The 17,691-nt window shown below is 64.8% G+C and carries 14 protein-coding genes and 1 pseudogene; 14 read left to right on the top strand and 1 reads right to left on the bottom strand.

The genetic code is table 11. The features are described from left to right. The first annotated feature begins 53 nt into the window (after positions 1 to 53). Positions 54 to 1,763: a signal recognition particle-docking protein FtsY gene (gene ftsY, locus HMA55_RS04630; RefSeq protein WP_181191889.1), complete on the top strand. Its 1,710-nt coding sequence runs from the start codon at positions 54 to 56 to the stop codon at positions 1,761 to 1,763. Between the two features lie 110 nt (positions 1,764 to 1,873). Further along, entirely contained in the window at positions 1,874 to 3,499 is a 1,626-nt protein-coding gene (gene ffh / locus HMA55_RS04625; protein WP_181191888.1) for a signal recognition particle protein, read from the top strand. Positions 3,500 to 3,624: 125 nt separating this feature from the next. On the opposite strand, the gene HMA55_RS04620 is transcribed toward ffh, so the two are convergent. Then, a complete protein-coding gene (locus tag HMA55_RS04620; RefSeq protein ID WP_235961735.1) occupies positions 3,625 to 5,778 on the bottom strand; it encodes an acyltransferase family protein in 2,154 nt (717 codons plus the stop codon). A gap of 343 nt (positions 5,779 to 6,121) precedes the next feature. On the opposite strand from HMA55_RS04620, the gene rpsP reads away from it, so the two are divergent. The 12 genes and pseudogenes from rpsP to HMA55_RS04560 all read left to right on the top strand — a co-directional run bounded on the left by rpsP (position 6,122) and on the right by HMA55_RS04560 (position 17,689). Continuing rightward, on the top strand, positions 6,122 to 6,628 hold the full coding sequence (gene rpsP, locus HMA55_RS04615; protein ID WP_181191887.1) for a 30S ribosomal protein S16: 507 nt from the start codon (positions 6,122 to 6,124) through the stop codon (positions 6,626 to 6,628). 159 nt (positions 6,629 to 6,787) lie between these two features. Then, complete coding sequence (rimM, locus tag HMA55_RS04610; protein WP_181191886.1) at positions 6,788 to 7,288, top strand: ribosome maturation factor RimM; 501 nt, start codon at positions 6,788 to 6,790, stop codon at positions 7,286 to 7,288. Continuing rightward, positions 7,281 to 8,117, top strand: a pseudogene (gene trmD / locus HMA55_RS04605) (tRNA (guanosine(37)-N1)-methyltransferase TrmD); the annotation flags it as partial. The gene rimM and the pseudogene trmD, both read left to right, overlap by 8 nt. A gap of 326 nt (positions 8,118 to 8,443) precedes the next feature. Beyond that, positions 8,444 to 9,829 carry an anaerobic C4-dicarboxylate transporter gene (locus HMA55_RS04600; protein WP_181191884.1) on the top strand — a complete coding sequence of 462 codons (1,386 nt, stop codon included), beginning with the start codon at positions 8,444 to 8,446 and terminating at the stop codon, positions 9,827 to 9,829. A 24-nt stretch (positions 9,830 to 9,853) separates the two neighbouring features. Next, positions 9,854 to 12,148 (top strand): Tex family protein, encoded by a 2,295-nt coding sequence (locus HMA55_RS04595; protein WP_181191883.1) that lies wholly within the window; start codon positions 9,854 to 9,856, stop codon positions 12,146 to 12,148. Between the two features lie 113 nt (positions 12,149 to 12,261). Then, the gene (gene rplS, locus HMA55_RS04590; RefSeq protein WP_181191882.1) at positions 12,262 to 12,609 is read left to right on the top strand and encodes a 50S ribosomal protein L19; all 348 of its coding nucleotides are present in this window, start codon (positions 12,262 to 12,264) and stop codon (positions 12,607 to 12,609) included. A 218-nt stretch (positions 12,610 to 12,827) separates the two neighbouring features. After that, complete coding sequence (gene lepB / locus HMA55_RS04585) at positions 12,828 to 13,550, top strand: signal peptidase I (protein WP_257802344.1); 723 nt, start codon at positions 12,828 to 12,830, stop codon at positions 13,548 to 13,550. A 4-nt stretch (positions 13,551 to 13,554) separates the two neighbouring features. Beyond that, the gene (locus tag HMA55_RS04580; protein WP_181191881.1) at positions 13,555 to 14,211 is read left to right on the top strand and encodes a ribonuclease HII; all 657 of its coding nucleotides are present in this window, start codon (positions 13,555 to 13,557) and stop codon (positions 14,209 to 14,211) included. Continuing rightward, positions 14,208 to 14,513: a DUF2469 domain-containing protein gene (locus HMA55_RS04575; protein ID WP_038612190.1), complete on the top strand. Its 306-nt coding sequence runs from the start codon at positions 14,208 to 14,210 to the stop codon at positions 14,511 to 14,513. Before HMA55_RS04580 ends, HMA55_RS04575 begins: the two co-directional genes overlap by 4 nt. A 97-nt stretch (positions 14,514 to 14,610) precedes the next feature. Next, the gene (locus tag HMA55_RS04570; protein WP_181191880.1) at positions 14,611 to 14,991 is read left to right on the top strand and encodes a YraN family protein; all 381 of its coding nucleotides are present in this window, start codon (positions 14,611 to 14,613) and stop codon (positions 14,989 to 14,991) included. Then, the gene (locus HMA55_RS04565) at positions 14,978 to 16,501 is read left to right on the top strand and encodes a YifB family Mg chelatase-like AAA ATPase (RefSeq protein WP_181191879.1); all 1,524 of its coding nucleotides are present in this window, start codon (positions 14,978 to 14,980) and stop codon (positions 16,499 to 16,501) included. Before HMA55_RS04570 ends, HMA55_RS04565 begins: the two co-directional genes overlap by 14 nt. Continuing rightward, entirely contained in the window at positions 16,502 to 17,689 is a 1,188-nt protein-coding gene (locus tag HMA55_RS04560) for a DNA-processing protein DprA (RefSeq protein ID WP_181191878.1), read from the top strand. The last annotated feature ends 2 nt before the right edge of the window (positions 17,690 to 17,691 follow it).

Raw genomic sequence — 17,691 nt, 5'->3', positions numbered from 1 at the left:
TTTCCTGGTGCCCGCTCCCGCGTGATGTCGACGGGGCTGGCACACTGGAGCCCATGGATCTCAATGCCTTAGTAAATAGCACTGCATTTTGGATCGTCCTTGCAGTCGTTGTCATCGCGCTGATCCTCATCGGCATTGTCGCGGCCGGGAAGAAGCGCAAGGAATCGAAGACCATCTCCTTTGAAAAGGTGGAGGAGCCCAAGGAGCTCACCCAACAGGAGAAGTCGGGCAACTACCAGGCGAAGGGCGGCTTCAACTTCGCGCAGGCCGACGCGCAGCCCAAGCAGCCGGAGCCGATCCGCCGTGAGAAGGCGGCGCCGCAGCCCGAGGCCGCGGCTGCTTTTGTTCCACAAGAGCAGGACGGCGAGCAAAGCGTCATCGAGCGAGCAATTTCGCGTGACGACGAGCCGCAGGTCCCCACCGAGATCTCCCAACCGGCGCAGGAAGAGCCTGCCGCTGAGCAACCGGCGGTGCCGGCGGACGAACCGGTGGAGCAGGCTGACGAACCGGTGGAGCCGGAGCGTCCCGCCGAGCAGCAACCGGTTGCGGGTGTCCCGGCGGAGCGCGTCGATAAGCAAACGGCTCCTGACAATGGCGCCGTCGAAGAGGAGCTGCGAGTCCAGGAGGAAGAGCTCCCGGTTGCGGAGGACGTCGTCACGGAACCTGACCCGGTCGAGCCGGAGGCCACTTCAGAGGCTGCCTCCCGGGAAGAGGCCGAGGAGGCCGCCGCAGCGGCAGCGGCTGCGCAAACCGGTGCCGATGAAGCCCGCCAGGAGGGTGCTGAGGTTTCCGACGATGCCGTCGTGGTTGAGGCGCCTGCCGACGAGCCGCTGGATGACATCGCTCCGGCAGCGGGCCGCATGGGCAAGCTGCGTGGCCGCCTGTCGCGCTCCCAGAACGCCATCGGCCAGGGCCTGTTGGGCATCCTGACCGCCGGCGACCTGGACGAGGACGCATGGGAGGAGATCGAGGATACGCTCATCATGGCGGACCTCGGTGCGGAGCTGACCATGAAGGTCACCGACTCCCTGCGCGAGAAGATCGCTGAGCGCGGCGTGGAGACCGAGGAGCAGGCACGCGCTATGCTGCGCGAGACGCTCATCGAGGCCGCCCGCCCGGACCTGGACCGCTCTATCAAGGCCATGCCGAACGACGGTAAGCCGGCCGTGATCCTGGTCGTCGGCGTGAACGGCACGGGCAAGACCACCACCACCGGCAAGCTCGCGCGCGTGCTGGTGTCCATGGGCCACTCCGTGGTCCTCGGCGCCGCCGACACCTTCCGCGCCGCGGCCGCCGACCAGCTGGAAACCTGGGGCAAGCGCGTCGGCGCGTCCACCGTGCGCGGCAAGGAGGGTGCGGACCCGGCGTCGGTGGCCTTCGACGCCGTGGCCACCGGTGTCGCTGAGGGTGCGGACGTCGTGCTCGTGGACACCGCCGGGCGACTGCACACCTCCACCGGTCTCATGGACCAGCTGGGCAAAGTCAAGCGTGTGGTGGAGAAGAAGAGCAACGTCGACGAGGTGCTGCTGGTGCTCGACGCCACCGTGGGCCAAAACGGCATCATGCAGGCGCGTGTGTTCCGCGAGGTGGTGGACATCACCGGCGTGGTGCTGACCAAGCTGGACGGCACCGCCAAGGGCGGCATCGTCTTCCAGGTGCAAGAGGAGCTGGGCGTGCCGGTCAAACTCGTCGGCCTGGGCGAGGGGGCCGACGATCTCGCGCCGTTTGAGGTGGAAAGCTTCGTCGACGCGTTGCTTGGCTAGGCGCTCGCTCGACCACGGCCCTGCGCCCCGGTGATGTGCTAGCCACCCGGGGCGCGCGCTAGTCTTGTGGGGATATTTTTCCGCTAGCAGCGCAAGGGAGCGTGCACACCGTGTTCGAGTCACTGTCCGACCGGCTTCAATCAGCCCTCGGCGGCTTGCGAGGCAAGGGCAAGCTCACTGAGGAAGACATCAACGCCACAGCGCGCGAGATCCGGCTCGCGCTGCTTGAGGCGGACGTGTCTTTGACGGTCGTGCGTGCGTTTATCAAGCGCGTCAAGGAGCGTGCCCTCGGCGCGGACGTCTCCGCGGCATTGAACCCTGCGCAGCAGGTGATCAAGATCGTCGACGAGGAGCTGACCAACATCCTCGGCGGCGAAACGCGCCGGCTGAACATGGCGAAGAACCCGCCGACGGTGATCATGCTCGCCGGTTTGCAGGGCGCCGGTAAGACGACCTTGGCCGGCAAGCTGGCCAAGCACCTGGCCAAGCAGGGTCACACCCCGATGCTGGTGGCGTGTGACCTGCAGCGCCCAGGCGCTGTGCAACAGCTGCAGATCGTCGGCGAACGCGCTGGCGTGCCCACATTCGCGCCGGATCCGGGTACCTCGCTGGATTCCTTCGAGCACGAGATGGGCACCTCCCACGGTGATCCGGTCGCGGTAGCGCAGCAAGGCATCGAGTACGCCAAGCAACAAAAGAACGATGTGGTGATCATCGATACCGCGGGTCGCCTCGGCATCGACGAGACGCTGATGACCCAGGCGCGAAACATCCGCGACGCGGTCAATCCCGATGAAGTCCTCTTCGTCATCGACGCCATGATCGGCCAGGACGCGGTGAAGACCGCCGAGGCTTTCGCCGAGGGCGTGGACTTCACGAGCGTGGTGCTGACCAAGCTCGACGGCGACGCCCGCGGCGGTGCGGCCCTGTCCATCCGGGAGGTCACCGGCAAGCCGATTCTGTTCGCCTCCACAGGTGAGAAACTCGAGGACTTCGACGTCTTCCACCCGGAGCGCATGTCCAGCCGCATCCTTGGCATGGGCGATTTGCTGTCCCTGATTGAACAGGCGGAGCAGACGTACAACGAGCAGGACGCTGAAGCCGCCGCGAACAAGCTCGCATCGGGGGAGCTCACGCTCGAGGACTTCCTGGACCAGCTGCTGATGATCCGCCGCATGGGGCCCATCGGCAACCTGCTCAAGATGATGCCGGGTGGCAAGGCCATGAACGAGATGGCCGACATGGTGGACGAGAAGCAGCTCGACCGCATCCAGGCCATCATCCGTGGCATGACCCCGGAGGAGCGCAAGGACCCGAAGATCCTCAACGCTTCCCGGCGCAAGCGCATCGCCAACGGTTCCGGTGTGAAGGTCTCCGACGTCAACCAATTGGTGGACCGCTTCTTCGAAGCGAAGAAGATGATGGGCCAGATGGCCAGCCAGTTCGGTCTGCCGGGCATGCCGGGTATGGGCGGGCGCTCTGCCACCAAGAAAAAGCCGAAGGGGCGGAAGGGTAAAAACGGCAAGCGCAAGCCGCCGAAGCGCGGAGGGGGTATGCCGGGCATGCCCAAGATGCCTGAGATGCCGGGCATGCCGGGTATGCCCGGCGGGATGCCGGACCCGAAGGAGCTGGAGAAGCTGCAGGAGCAACTGCCGGCAGGAATGCAGGGCATGGATCTGAATAACCTCGACTTCAATGAGGCGATGAAGCGCATGCAGAAGGGTAAGTTCTTCTAACCGCTCACCAAACCCCGAGAACGCCCGCACATTCGGCGCATTCTCGGGGTTTGCTTCTCGGGGTCTGTGCCCGGGATCTACGCCCTGGATGGGGGTTGCACCCCGGGTGGCGTGAACGGCTGGGTTTAGGGGGTGGCCGGAGGTGCGTCGATAAGCGAAAGCTCCGCGAAGATGGGGGAGAGCTGCTCCCAGAGCAGGGGCGCGAGCGATTCAGCGTACGCGTTGGAGATGTGGTTCTGGTCGCGGTAGATGTACACGTTGCCGATCTGCGGCGGGCAGATGCCGTCGACGCAGTACCACCCGGAGGTGTCGATGCTCCACTGGGCGAAGCTGCCGTCGAGGAACACCGCAGCCGGGTCCTCCGGCGCGTAGACCATGTCCGCGGCCATGGAGCAGGCGTACTCCGGGTAGCCGGAGACAATGCACAGGTTGGGGTCCATCGGATCGCCGTCTGGGTTGAACATCCACGGGTTGTCGCGCAGCCCCACAAACGGAATGCCCAGCTCCGCGAGGCGCTGCCAGAGATTGGCGTACGCGTCCGGCACGTAATCGGCGGAGACGAGGCCGCCGCCGGCATGGCCAGCCGGGCGGGTGGAGGTGGAGATGACCATGGCGGGTGCGAGGTTGAGGATCTCCTGCAGCGCGTTCTCGCCCCACTCGGCGCACTCGGGAGAGACGATCTCGTTGGCCGGGTCCTCAGGGCCGCCGACCACAAGCGGGCACTCCTGACGCACGAACGTGGCAACCTTGAATCCGTGTTCCTTGCCTAGGGCGTCTAAGGGAACGATGAACGGCTCGATGTGGGAGCCGCCGGCGAGTACGACGGTGGTCTCTGCCTCCAGGTCGCCGTAGACGCAGTCCGGGCGTGGCATTTCCTCCGGGCCTTCGGGGAGGAAGATCATGCAGCCTTCCTCGCCGATCGGGGGGAATACACCGGCGATGAGCTGGGGGTTTGGGCGAGCCTCCACGTCCGGCACCGCTGCGCCTTGCAGTGCGCGGGCTCCCGGGTACGTCACAGGGTCGAGCGGTTTTTCGGCGGTATCCACCCGGTGGTCCCAGTACGGTTGCAGGGCCAGGGCGGCAACAAAGAGAACGCCGGTTACAATTCCGCCCACTGCGCGCGCCGCACCCGGCACCGTGCGAAGGGACGTGCGGGCGGCCGCGACGGGATCGTCGTCCCCACGCGGACGGGGGCGGTGCTGGCGAAGCGGATCTTCCACTAGCGTGTGCGTCACGTGCGCGAGGCACAGCGAGACCACGATGACAAGGGCTCCCAGCCATGCCGGCGGTGTGTCGTAGCCGCCGAGGACGGTGACAATGATCAGCAGCGGCCAGTGCCACAGGTACAGCGAGTAGGCGACGTTTCCCAGCCAGGTCATGGGCGAAGACGCGAGCACGGCGGAGACGGGGTTCGAGTTGCCGGACAGAATTACCAGCGCAGCGCCGGTGAGGGGGATCAGGGCCACGGGGCCGGGGAACGCCAGCGAAGTGGGCACGATCAGCCCTGTGACGGCGATGAGGACCACGCCCAGCAGCGCGGTGAGCCACGCGGTGGCTTCGGGCAAAAACCGGTGCGCAGGCACGAACGCCAGCAGGGCGCCCAGAGACAGTTCCCATGCGCGGGAGAACGTGGAGTAGTAGTTCTCACCAGTTCCTTCGAGCCCGAAACGGGATGCCCAGGCGAAGGAGACGACAGTGATCACGGCCAAAACACCGATCGCGGCGCGGCGTGCGTGCACCGGGTTGGCGCGGAGCTTCACCACAGCGATAGCGATCAGCCAGCCCATCGCAATGCCAAACAGGTAAAACTGCCCCTGCACCGACATGGACCATAGGTGTTGCAACGGGGAGGTCTCTTGGCTCGCGGCGGCGTAGTCCGCGTTCTGGGCGACCAGCTCCCAGTTTTGGTAGTACAGCATGGATGCGGTGACTTGGCGGGACAGCTCCACGCTCATGAGTTCGGGTGCTACTGCCAGCACGAGCCCGATAACGGCCACAACCACCAGTGCCAGCGCGGGCACCAGTCTGCGGATCGTGCGCCACAGGGGCCACCACGGGTTCAGATTCGGGTTGGGGCGTAATGCGTAACGCAGTTGCCCGCCCAGGAAGAAGTAGCCGGACAGCAGCAGGAAGACATCCACGCCGCCGGAGACGCGACCGACGAACACGTGGAAGATGACCACGAGGGCGATGGCAAAGCCTCGCAGGCCGTCCAAGTCAACCCTGTAGGCGGTTGAACCCTTCGTCGGCTGCGACGTGTGTCCCGCTGTCGTAGTCAACCGCTTCTCCAACCCGTCTCAATCGTGATGCTGTGATCCTCTAACGTCACAAGCGATTGAAGACATTACAACTCGATCCGCATTGCGCCGAACCGGCAACCCCACCGGTTTTGGCGTCGTAGTGGGTTCCGCGTAGACTCCCTTGGGTTGCCCGGCGCTTTGGCGTCAGGCACGACAAGTCCATAACTGCGTACGCGCCGGAACCGTCTGCACTCCACGAGGTCGCACCTCGACGGGGAGGTCGCCCGGCCAGGCACGCGCAGGGTAAATAAGAAGGGTTGAACCGGCTCGTCGGCAAGCGGCGAGTGTCTGCACTGCCCAGTGACCTACAAGGAAGTACATCATGGCTGTAAAGATCAAGCTGCAGCGCGTTGGTAAGATCCGCAACGCCCAGTACCGCGTTGTTGTCGCTGACGCCCGCACCCGTCGTGACGGCGCCGTCATCGAGAACATCGGCATCTACCACCCGAAGGAAGAGCCGTCGCTCATCCGCATCGACTCCGAGCGCGCACAGTACTGGCTGGGCGTCGGCGCGCAGCCGACCGAGCCGGTGCTCGCACTGCTCAAGGTGACCGGCGACTGGCAGAAGCACAAGGGCCTCGACGGCGCTGAGGGCAGCCTGAAGGTGGCCGAGGAGAAGCCGTCCAAGCTCGACCTGTTCAACCAGGCGCTCGAGGAGGCTAAGAACGGCCCGACCGCCGAGGCCATCACCGAGAAGCGCAAGAAGGCCAAGGAAGAGGCTGAGGCGAAGGAGGCTGCCGAGGCCGCCGCCGCTGCAGAGGCTGAGGCCGCTGAGGCTGAAGGCGAGTCCGCTGAGGCTTCCGAGGACGCTCCGGCTGAGGAAAACTAAGCGCTTCCCGCTTTTCGACGAACCCCCGCTCCCGCACACCACGTGCAGGAGCGGGGGTTTCGCGTTTAGGAGGGGTTGAACAATTTGAGTGGTGTAAGTGTGGACCCGGGAGGGAGGAACGATAGGCCGGAAACCGGCACCCTGCTACCGTAACCACCCATGGAGCTCATTATTGGCCGGGTGGTGAAATCCCACGGTGTGAAAGGCGAAGTCGCCGTCGAATTGTTGGCGGACGAATCGGAGCAGCACATCGTTGTTGGCGCTGTGCTGGCTGGCCGCCAGGCGGGCAAGGAGCGGGAGCTGACCGTGAAGTCGGTTAGGCCGCACCAAAAGCGCTTGCTGGTCAGTTTTGAAGAGGTGCAGGACCGCACCGCGGCGGACAGCTTGCGTGGCATGAAGTTCTACGCGGAACCGCTGGAGCGCGACGAGGACTCGGATGAGTACTACAATCACGAGCTGATTGGCCTGAAGGTGCGCCACGACGGCGCTGAGGTCGGCGAGGTCACTGGCGTGATGGACGCGCCGAACCGCAAGATCCTGGAGATCGACTACAAGGGCAAGGATGTCATGGTCCCGTTCGTGATGGATTTTGTGCCGGAGCTCGAACTGGATGAGGGCTACCTCGTTATTACCCCGCCCGAGGGCCTGCTGGATGTCTAACCCGCAGCTGCGCTTAGACGTTGTCACCATCTTCCCCGGATACCTCGATCCGCTGCGCCACGCGCTGCTGGGCAAGGCGATCGAGCAGGGCATCCTCTCCGTGGGCGTGCACGACCTGCGCGATTGGGCAACCGGCAACCACAAGTCGGTGGATTCGCCGCCACTCGGTGGGGGACCGGGCATGGTGATGAAGCCGGAGGTGTGGGGCCCTGCGCTCGACGACGTTGCTGCGGGCCGCGCCGGCACCGCGCTAGATTCGGCGGAGGCCCACCGCAACGATAAGTTGCGCCATGACGACGTCCATGATGTCGCACCTCGCCCGTACGAAGGCGGTGGCGATACCGACAAGCCGTTGCTGCTCGTGCCCACTCCGGCGGGTAAGCCTTTCACGCAGAAAGATGCGCAGGCGTGGTCGCGAGAGAAACACATCGTGTTCGCCTGCGGGCGCTACGAGGGCATCGATCAGCGCGTTTTCGAGGACGCCACACACCGGTACCGGGTGCATGAGGTCTCAATTGGAGACTACGTGCTCATCGGCGGTGAGGTGGCCGTGCTCGTCATCGCCGAGGCCGTCACCCGCCTGATCCCGGGCGTGCTGGGCAACACCGAAAGCCACGAGGACGACAGCTTCTCCGATGGCTTGCTCGAGGGGCCCAGCTACACCAAACCGCGCGTGTGGCGCGGCATTGAGGCGCCGGCGGTGCTCACATCCGGCGACCACGCCAAGGTGGAGGCCTGGCGCCGCGAGCAATCCCTGAAGCGCACGCGTGCGGTCCGCCCCGAGCTGTTGGAGCAGGCAGAGCTCAGCGCCGACGACCGGTTCATGCTCGATGCCCGCGACGTGGTTACAACGCTGCAAGTGGGTGGGGCGAAGCGGATCGTCGCAAAGCAAATGCGCAGGGCGCTGAAGAAGGCGGGGTACCGGGCTACCCGGATTGCGCAGGAGGGCAGTGTGCTCACTGTCGAGGGGAGGACTGCGTTGCCGGTGGAGCAGGCCACGCGGGCGGTCGGTGATGTTGTGGGCACCTATGAGTCGGGCCAGACCATAGAGGTTTAGCCGATCTGGTGGCTGACATCACCCTATGAAAATTTAATGATCTGACCATTGCTGCATAAGGTTGAGAGTGTTACGCGTGTTCGGGAGAAAGGACACAAATGCTCGCGTCAGTGCTCGACCCAACGTCTGTGGTCGCCATCGTCCTGCAAGTCGTCATAATTCTTGGTGCGCTGTTGCTCGGCACCCGCTACGGCGGGCTGGGCCTCGGCCTGATTTCCGGCATCGGCCTCATGCTGATGGTGTTCGTCTTCGGGCTCGAGCCTGGCGAGCCGCCCGTGGGCGTGATGCTCACCATCATCGCCGTGATCGGCTGCGCCGCAACGCTGCAGCAATCGCGCGGCCTCGAAGTCATGATGCAACAGGCGGAGAAGGTTTTGCGCGCCCATCCGGAGCGCATCACCATCCTCGCGCCGCTGACTACCTGGTTTCTCACCGTTCTCTGCGGTACGGGGCATGTCGTCTACACCATGTTCCCCATCATTGAGGACATCGCGCTGAAGAAGGGCATTCGTCCCGAGCGGCCCATGGCCGTCTCGTCCACCTCCGCGCAGATGGGTATCACGGCCTCCCCGGTTTCGGTTGCAACCGTGTCGCTCGCATCCATCCTGGCGGAAAACGCCGGTGTGATTGACAAGGCGTATTCCATCCCGCAGATCCTCATGGTGGCCATTCCGGCGTCGCTGTCTGGTGTGGTGCTGGCCGCGTTGTGGTCGCTGCGCAGGGGCAAAGACCTTGACCAGGACCCGGTGTTCCAGGAGCGGTTGAAAGATCCGGCGTTTGCAGAGTCCATCAACCAGTCCAGCCACTCGCTGATGGACGAGGTCTTCCCGCGCTCCGCCAAAAACGCCGTGTGGGTATTCCTCGGCGCGATCGTGTTTGTGGTCATCCTCGGTGCGTTCGAAGGACTGCGCCCGGCCTTCGATGACGGCGAGGGAGGCATGAAGCCGCTGTCGATGAACCTTGCAATCCAGATGGTGATGCTCTTCGCGGGTGCGCTGATCCTGCTGTTCTGCAAGGTAGACCACAAAAAGATTGCCTCGACCCCGGTGTTCAAGGCCGGCATGACCGCAGTGTTTTCGGTCTTCGGCGTCGCATGGATGGCCGACACGTTCTTCGCGGCGCACATCGACCAGCTGGAAGAAGGGCTCGGCTCCGTGGTGGAGGCGGCCCCGTGGGCCTACGCGATCGTGCTGCTCATCGTGTCCAAGCTGGTGAACTCGCAGGCGGCCGCGCTCGTGGCCATCGCTCCGATCGGCCTGGCGCTGGGCATCGACCCGAAAATCATCGTCGGGTTCTACGGTGCAGCCTACGGGTACTGGATTCTGCCGACCTACCCGTCAGACCTTGCGTGCATCGGCTTCGACCGCACGGGCACGACGCGCATTGGCAAGTACGTAATCAACCACTCATTCTTGGTACCGGGAGCGATTTCGGTGTTCACCTCGTGTGTCGTCGGCTCGCTTCTGGCGCAAGTCTTGCTCTAGTCGCGGGCGACTACACTCGCCCGAATGACATCAATCGCAGCCACCATCGCGAAAGAACTGAGTGTCCGGGACAGCCAGGTCGAGCAGGCGCTGAAGCTGCTGGCCGAGGGAAACACTGTCCCGTTCATCGCCCGCTACCGCAAGGAGGCCACGGGCGGCCTCGACGACGCACAGCTGCGCCACATTGCAGAGCGCAACACCTACCTCCTCGAGCTCGCCGAGCGCAAGCAGGCGGTGCTGGAAAGCATCGAGGAACAGGGCAAACTCACGGATGAGTTAAAGGGGGCAATCCTCGCCGCCGACACAAAGGCGCGCGTGGAAGACCTGTATCTCCCGTACAAGAAGCGCCGCAAGACCAAGGCGGACATCGCGCGCGAGGCGGGCTTAGAGGCGCTTGAGCAGCAGCTTATCGACGACCCTTCGGCCGACCCCGAAATCCTGGCTGCGGCCTACCTTTCGGAGGGCTTCCCGGATGCGAAGTCCGCGCTCGAAGGTGCGCGCGCCATCCTGGTGGACCGATTTGCCACCGACGCCGACCTGGTGGGCGCGGTGCGCGACCGTGTTTACGAGCAGGGCACCATGCGCTCGGCCGTGGTGGCGGGCAAAGAGACCGAGGGGGCGAAGTTCGCGGACTATTTCGAATTCTCCGAGCCGTTTGACAAGCTGCCCAGCCACCGCATCCTGGCACTATTGCGCGGCGAGGCAGAAGGCGTGCTCACCCTCGACATGGATGCCGGTGAGGAGGCCGTGTACGAGGGGATGATCGCCGAGCGCTTCGACTTGCCGGTGAAAGACTCCGAATGGGTAGCCAAAGCGGTTCGCTGGGGCTGGCGCACCAAGCTGCAGGTCTCCGCGAACCTGGATACCCGCATGCGCCTGAAGGAAAAGGCGGAAGAGGGCGCGCTGCAGGTGTTCAAAACTAACCTGCGCGACGTGCTCCTGGCCGCCCCGGCGGGACAGCGCGCCACCCTGGCGTTGGATCCGGGCTACCGCAACGGTGTGAAGTGCGCGGTGGTGGATGAGACGGGCAAAGTTGTGGCCACCACGATTGTTTACCCGCACCAGCCGCAGAACCGCTGGGATGCCTCCCGGGCGGAGCTGGCGTCGCTGGCCGCGGAGCACGGCGTGGAGCTGATCGCGGTGGGCAATGGCACCGCTTCGCGCGAGTCGGAGAAGCTCGCCGGCGAAGTCGCGGATCTCATAGCCCAGGCTGGCGGTAAGCGGCCGACCCCGGTGGTGGTCTCCGAGTCGGGTGCGTCGGTGTACTCGGCAAGCCCGATCGCGGCGGAGGAGTTCCCGGATATGGATGTCTCCCTGCGCTCGGCGGTGTCCATCGCGAGACGCCTGCAGGACCCGCTTGCAGAGTTGGTGAAGGTGGACCCGAAATCCATCGGGGTGGGCCAGTACCAGCACGACGTGAACCAGACCGCGCTCGCGCAGACGCTGGACGCGGTGGTGGAGGATGCGGTGAACTCCGTCGGAGTGGACGTCAACACCGCCTCGGCGCCGCTGCTCGAGCGCGTCGCCGGCCTGTCCGGCACGGTGGCGAAGAACATCGTGGCCTACCGCGACGAGCACGGCCGGTTTACCACCCGCAAGGAGCTGGGCAAGGTCCCGCGTCTTGGGCCGAAGGCGTTCGAGCAGGCCGCCGGCTTCTTGCGCATCCAGGGCGGCGCGAACCCGCTGGACGGCTCCGCAGTGCACCCGGAGGCCTACCCGGTGGTCGAGCGCGTCGCGCAGGCGACGGGGCTGGGCACCGAGCAGCTCATCGGCAACACCGCCGTGCTGACTAAGCTCGCGCCGGCTGATTTCGCCGACGAGACCTTCGGCGTGCCCACCGTCACGGACATCCTCGCGGAGCTGGACAAACCGGGGCGCGACCCGCGCCCAGAATTCAAGACCGCCGAATTCAAAGAAGGCATCAACGAGGTCAAGGACCTCGCGCCCGGCATGATCCTTGAGGGCACGGTGACCAACGTGGCCGCCTTCGGTGCCTTCGTGGACGTCGGCGTCCACCAGGATGGGCTGGTGCACGTCTCCGCCATGAGCCACAAATTCGTCTCCGACCCGCACGAGGTGGTGCGCTCCGGTGAGGTAGTGAAGGTCAAAGTCATGGACGTAGACGTGGCCCGCAACCGCATCGGCCTGAGCCTGCGGCTCGACGACGAACCCGGACAGCCCACTCCGAAGAATGCTCGGAACCAAGGCGGCCAGAACAGGCAGGCCAAGAAGCGCCGGGGTGGTGGGAAACCGGAGGGGCGTCGTCAAGCATCCGGCTCGATGGCGGACGCGCTCAAGCGCGCCGGATTTGGTAAGTGACCGGCGCGTATGTAACATCTTCCAGGTTCTTGTAATCGACATGAACCGGCCGAGCGCCCCAGAGGGGAAGTGCCGCCAGGGTCCTCTGTCCGAACACGTAAAGGATTGCTTTCATGAGCAACGGCATCATTGATCTTGTCGACGCAGGTCAGCTGCGCGACGACATCCCCGACTTCCGCCCGGGTGACACCCTCGACGTGCACGTCAAGGTGATTGAGGGTTCTGTGACTCGTACCCAGGTCTTCACCGGCTTTGTTGTGCGCCGCCAGGGCGCAGGCATCCGCGAGACCTTCACCGTGCGCAAGGTTTCGTTCGGCATCGGTGTTGAGCGCACGTTCCCGGTGCACTCCCCGAACCTGGAGAAGATCGAGGTTGTCCGCAAGGGTGACGTCCGCCGCGCCAAGCTGTACTACATGCGCGAACTGCGTGGCAAGGCTGCCCGCATCAAGGAGCGCCGCTAGTCCCAGCGTGCTTACGTGCCCCGTCCGAGTCAGCTCGGCCGGGGCACGTTGCGTATCGCGTCGTATTGGGGTGTCTCGGGGGCGGTGCTAACGTATCCCGGGTGACGAATGTGAACGGACCCGCAGGCGGGACTCACCAGAGCCGGCCTGCACAGCCCCACAACCCGTACGCGCAGGCGGAGGGGCACTCGAGCCCGCGCCCCGCGTCCGCCTACGAGGTGGCCCCGGCTACGGCGGAGGAGAAGAAGGAACTTCCCTGGTACGTCGAAATCCCCGTTGTGGTGGTGTTGACGCTGTTGATCATGTTTGTGATCCAGACGTTCATCGGCCGCCTCTACGTCATTCCGTCGGCCTCCATGGAGCCCACGCTGCACGGTGAAAACGGCTCCGGCGACCGCATCTTCGTGGAGAAGGTCAGCTACTACTTCTCCGATCCGGAGCCGGGCGACGTGATTGTCTTCGCCGGCACGGACTCATGGAACACGGGCTTCGATTCCAACCGCTCCTCCAACCCGGTAGTGCGGGGTATGCAGGAGGTCGGCTCTTGGGTGGGCCTGGTGCCTAAGGACGAAAACACGCTGGTCAAGCGCATCGTGGCTACCGGTGGCCAGACCGTGTCCTGCCAGGCGGGAGACCCAGCGATCATGGTCGACGGCAAACCCATCGACCAGTCCTACACCCTGCAGCCGAACTTCTACCCGGTGGATCAGGCCACTGGGTCAGACGCATGCGGCGGCCCCTACTTCGGGCCGGTGACGGTGCCGGAGGGCAACTACTTCATGATGGGCGATAACCGCACCAACTCGCTTGACTCGCGTGCGCATATGGGCGATCAGTACCAGGGCACCATCCCGGAGGAGAACATCCGTGGCAAGGTCAAGGCCGTAGTCTTCCCGGTCAACCGCATGCAGGGTGTCGGCGACCCGGACATCCAGCAGTAGCTAGGTGCGCCGCCTCAAGCAGCTGCGCACCTACGAGGTCGCGCTGGACAAGGCCGGTCTCGGGCCAGTCGCCGGTGTGGACGAGGCCGGCCGCGGCGCGTGCTTCGGCCCCATCACCATCGCTGCGTGCGTCCTACCTACTAGGCCGCACCCTGCGCTGGAGGGGGTGACGGACTCAAAGCAGCTCACCGCTCGAAAGCGTGATGTGCTCTTCGACGCTGTGGTCAACACCGCGCTCGCGTACTCGGTTGTGCACATCCCGGCGGCAGAGATCGACCGGCGTGGCATCCAGCACGCCAATATCGACGGTGCGCGTCGCGCTATCGCCGGATTGTCCCTGCGCCCGGGCTACGTGCTTGTCGACGCGTTCCGTATCCCCGGTCTCGTCTCACCACAGCTCCCGGTGGTGGGCGGGGACTACACCGCACGATGCATCGCCGCGGCCAGTGTGCTCGCGAAAGTAAGCCGCGACAGGCTGGTGTGCGACATGGCGAAGCGGTTTCCCCAGTACGGGTTAGAGGGCCACAAAGGCTACTCCACGAAGGCGCATATGGACGCGGTGCGCCGCCACGGTGCGAGCGCGGAGCACCGTTATAGTTATGCGAACGTCAGGGAAGCTGACGAGTTCTACAGGCAGTCTTGCATGAAGGGGCACGCATGAGCGCAGAGGATCTTGACAACTACGAGGCAGACGTCGAGCTTTCCCTCTACCGCGAATACCGCGACGTGGCCAGCCAGTTCTCCTACGTTGTGGAGACTGAGCGCCGTTTCTACCTGGCCAACGGCGTCAAGCTCATCCCGCATACCGAGGGCGGCGATGTGTACTACGAGGTGCTCATGTCAGACGCTTGGGTGTGGGACATGTATCGCGCAGTCCGCTTCGTGCGGTACGTGCGCGTTATTACGTACAAGGACGTCAATATCGAAGAGCTGGACAAGCCCGAGTTGACCTTCCCGGAGTAGCGCCTGACGCGAAAAGGGCGGCCGAGGGAACCGCGGCGCCATTCCTTCCGTCTTATGGGAAGTCAGTTTGTGATTTTCCGAGAGATGGGGAGGAACCGTGCAGGTGGATTATCAGGCCCAGTACGAGCTGGGGAGGGCGGGGGAGAAAGCCGCCATCCGGTGGTACGAGGACGAGGGGTACAGGCTGCTCGGCCACCGGCAGCGCATGCGGGCGGGCGAGATTGACGCTGTCGTCGAGGATGAGGATGGAACTATCGTCTTCGTCGAGGTGAAGTCTCGCCGCGGCAACGCATTTGGTGCGGCCGAGGCTGTCACCGCGAAGAAGCTCAACACCATGCGCGGTTGCGCGGCCCAGTGGATGGAGGAGCGGAGTGCGGGGGAGTTCCGCCCCCTTCGCTTCGACGTTGTTGAGGTCGTCTTCGACGGAGAGGACTACATCCTCCGTCGCTTCCCGGGGGTCGAAGATGGCGCTTGCTAGCACGATCAGCGCGACCGTCGAGGGTGTCGCCGCGCGTCTTGTCACCGTGGAGGCGAACGTGGGGGCAGGTCTGCCCGGCATGCACATTGTCGGGTTGGGCGACGCGGCGGTAAAAGAGTCGCGGGAGCGGATTCGCACCGCAATTTCCAATTCGGCACTGCCCTGGCCGCGCACCAAGATCATGGTGTCGTTGTCGCCGGCGCATGTGCCGAAGGCGGGTTCGCACTTTGATCTGCCCATTGCCCTCGCTGTGCTGGGCAGCCTCGACCCGCGCGTGGAGCGTCGGTTGAGGGCCACCATGTTCTGCGGGGAGCTTGCATTAGACGGTGCTTTACGACGAGCCGAAGGCGTGCTGCCGATGTTGCTCGCAACGCTCAACGGCCCCGAGCCCGCCGTCGAAGCCGCCGTTGTGCCCCGGGCTAACGCCGCCGAGGCGGCATTGTTGGGACGCAAGGATATTTTGGTGGCTGATTCCCTGGCCGATGTGTGTAGGTGGGTGACCGGGGAGGCCGATCTCGAGCCGGCAGCCGCACCCGCGGAACCGGTGCGTAAACCGGTGGCCCCGGACTTTCGCGATCTCGCCGGTATGTCGCAGGAGCGGGAGGCGCTCGAGGTCGCTGCGGCGGGAGGGCACCACGTGATGATGATTGGCCCGCCGGGATCTGGGAAATCGATGCTGGCAGAGCGCCTGCCGTCAATCTTGCCTGCAATGGAGATCGCGGAGACTGTCGAGGTAACCGCTATCCACTCCGCGGCGGGAATCTCGGGCGGCGCGGTGGTTCAGACGCGGCCGTTTGTCGCCCCGCACCCGTCGTTGACACGCGTCGCGCTCATTGGCGGGGGCAGCGGCATTCCGACTCCGGGTGCGGTGAGCCAAGCCCACCGCGGTGTGCTTTTCCTGGACGAGGCGTCTGAGATCCACGCCCACGTGCTCGATGCACTGCGCATCCCGCTGGAGAAACGGGAAGTGCGGCTCACCCGCGCGCAACGGGAGGTTGTGTACCCCGCTGATTTCCAGCTCGTGCTGGCCGCAAACCCGTGCGCCTGCCAACGGGTGAAAGGACAGTGCACGTGTAAGTCGCCGCAGCGTGCGCGGCACTTGAGCAATGTTTCGGGCCCGCTGCGGGACCGTTTGGACGTGTTTATCACCACCTCGGGCGAATCCGCTGTGCTCAGTCCCATGGACGCCGAGCCGTCGAGTGTTATCGCAGAGAGGGTGGCTGCGGCCCGGGAGCGCGCGGCCACCCGCTGGGCGCGGGCGGGCATTGCAGAGTCCGTCAATGGGCGGGTGCCGGCCACGGTGATCCGGCGGGACTTTCCCGCGCGAGAATCGGCGATGGCGTTGCTGGAATCGCGCTTGTCGGACGGGGCGATTACCCAACGCGGGGTGGACAAGTGCCTGAAAGTTGCCTGGACCTTAGCGGATTTGGATCAGGCAGAGCAGCCGGACATCGACCACGCATACCGCGCTGTAGAAATGCGCGAGTCCCCATTGCAGGAGGCGGTGTAGATGTCTTCGCAGGAATCGTGGGCATACCTCAGCCGAGTAGTGGAGGGCCCGTCGCACCACATCCAGGCGCTTTTGGCGGTTGGGAGGACGGCCGATGAAATCGCCCACGCAGTGCGTACCCGCGCCTCCTGGGTGGGCGGGCTCCTCGGTCAAACCGAAAGCCGGTACACCTGGGATCGCCCGGCCGAAGACCTCGAACGCGCCGCGGACCTTGGCTACACGCTGCTCACCCCGGACTCACCGCAGTGGCCGGCTGAGGCAATGCAGCGCTCCTTCGGGTGCCAACAAACCGGGGCGGCCAACAAGGCCAGCCCCCAGCCGGACGGGATCGCCCCGCACGCGTTGTGGGTGCAGGGCAACACCAACCTCGCGGGACTGTTTGCTCATTCCGTCGGCGTGGTAGGCACGCGCCACGCGACGAAGTACGGTCACATGGCCACAAAGGACCTCGTGGCCGGGCTAGGCGGGCACAAGTACACCATCGTGTCAGGTGGGGCGCTGGGCATTGATACTGTCGCCCATCAGACGGCCCTCGACGTGCAGACGCCAACCATCGTGGTCGCGGCGTGCGGGCCGGGCGAGCACTACCCGCGATCGAACAAACCACTGTTTGAGCGGGTAGTGGCACGCGGTGGCTCGATTGTCACGGAGTATCCGCCAGGGATCTCGCCCGACAGGCACCGCTTCCTCACGCGAAACCGCCTCGTGGCGGCGCTCACCTTAGGAACAGTTCTGGTTGAGGCGCCGTTTCGATCTGGTGCGCTCAACACTCTGAAATGGGTCAACGCCTTCAACCGGCGGGCGATGGCGGTGCCGGGGCCAATCACAGACGCGCAGTCCCTCGGCGCCAACTTGGCCATTCAGCGGCACGAGGCGCAGTTGGTGCTCAACGCGGGGCAAATCCACGAACAACTCAGCGCAATCGGCGAGTTCGACGCCGAGGAGCAGATGGAGATGCAGTTCCCACCCACGATGACCCAAAAGCTGTCCCGCAACGAGCTGCGAGTCTATGACGCACTCCCGCCCGCCGGCCGGCGGGGCCGGGAAGCGGAAGAAATCGCCGCAGATTCCGGCCTCTCCATCGCACTCACCGTGCACCTCCTCATGGATCTGTCCAAGCGGGGAATGGTCGAACGAGACCGGCGCCTCTGGTCCAGAGCGGAGCAGCCGGAAGAGGGAGGGGAGTAGAC

It is taken from the genome of Corynebacterium wankanglinii (assembly GCF_013601005.1).
GTDB lineage: Bacteria > Actinomycetota > Actinomycetes > Mycobacteriales > Mycobacteriaceae > Corynebacterium > Corynebacterium wankanglinii.
The sequence above is the reverse complement of the archived record's forward strand: the minus strand, read 5'-3'. Positions and strand labels throughout refer to the sequence as shown.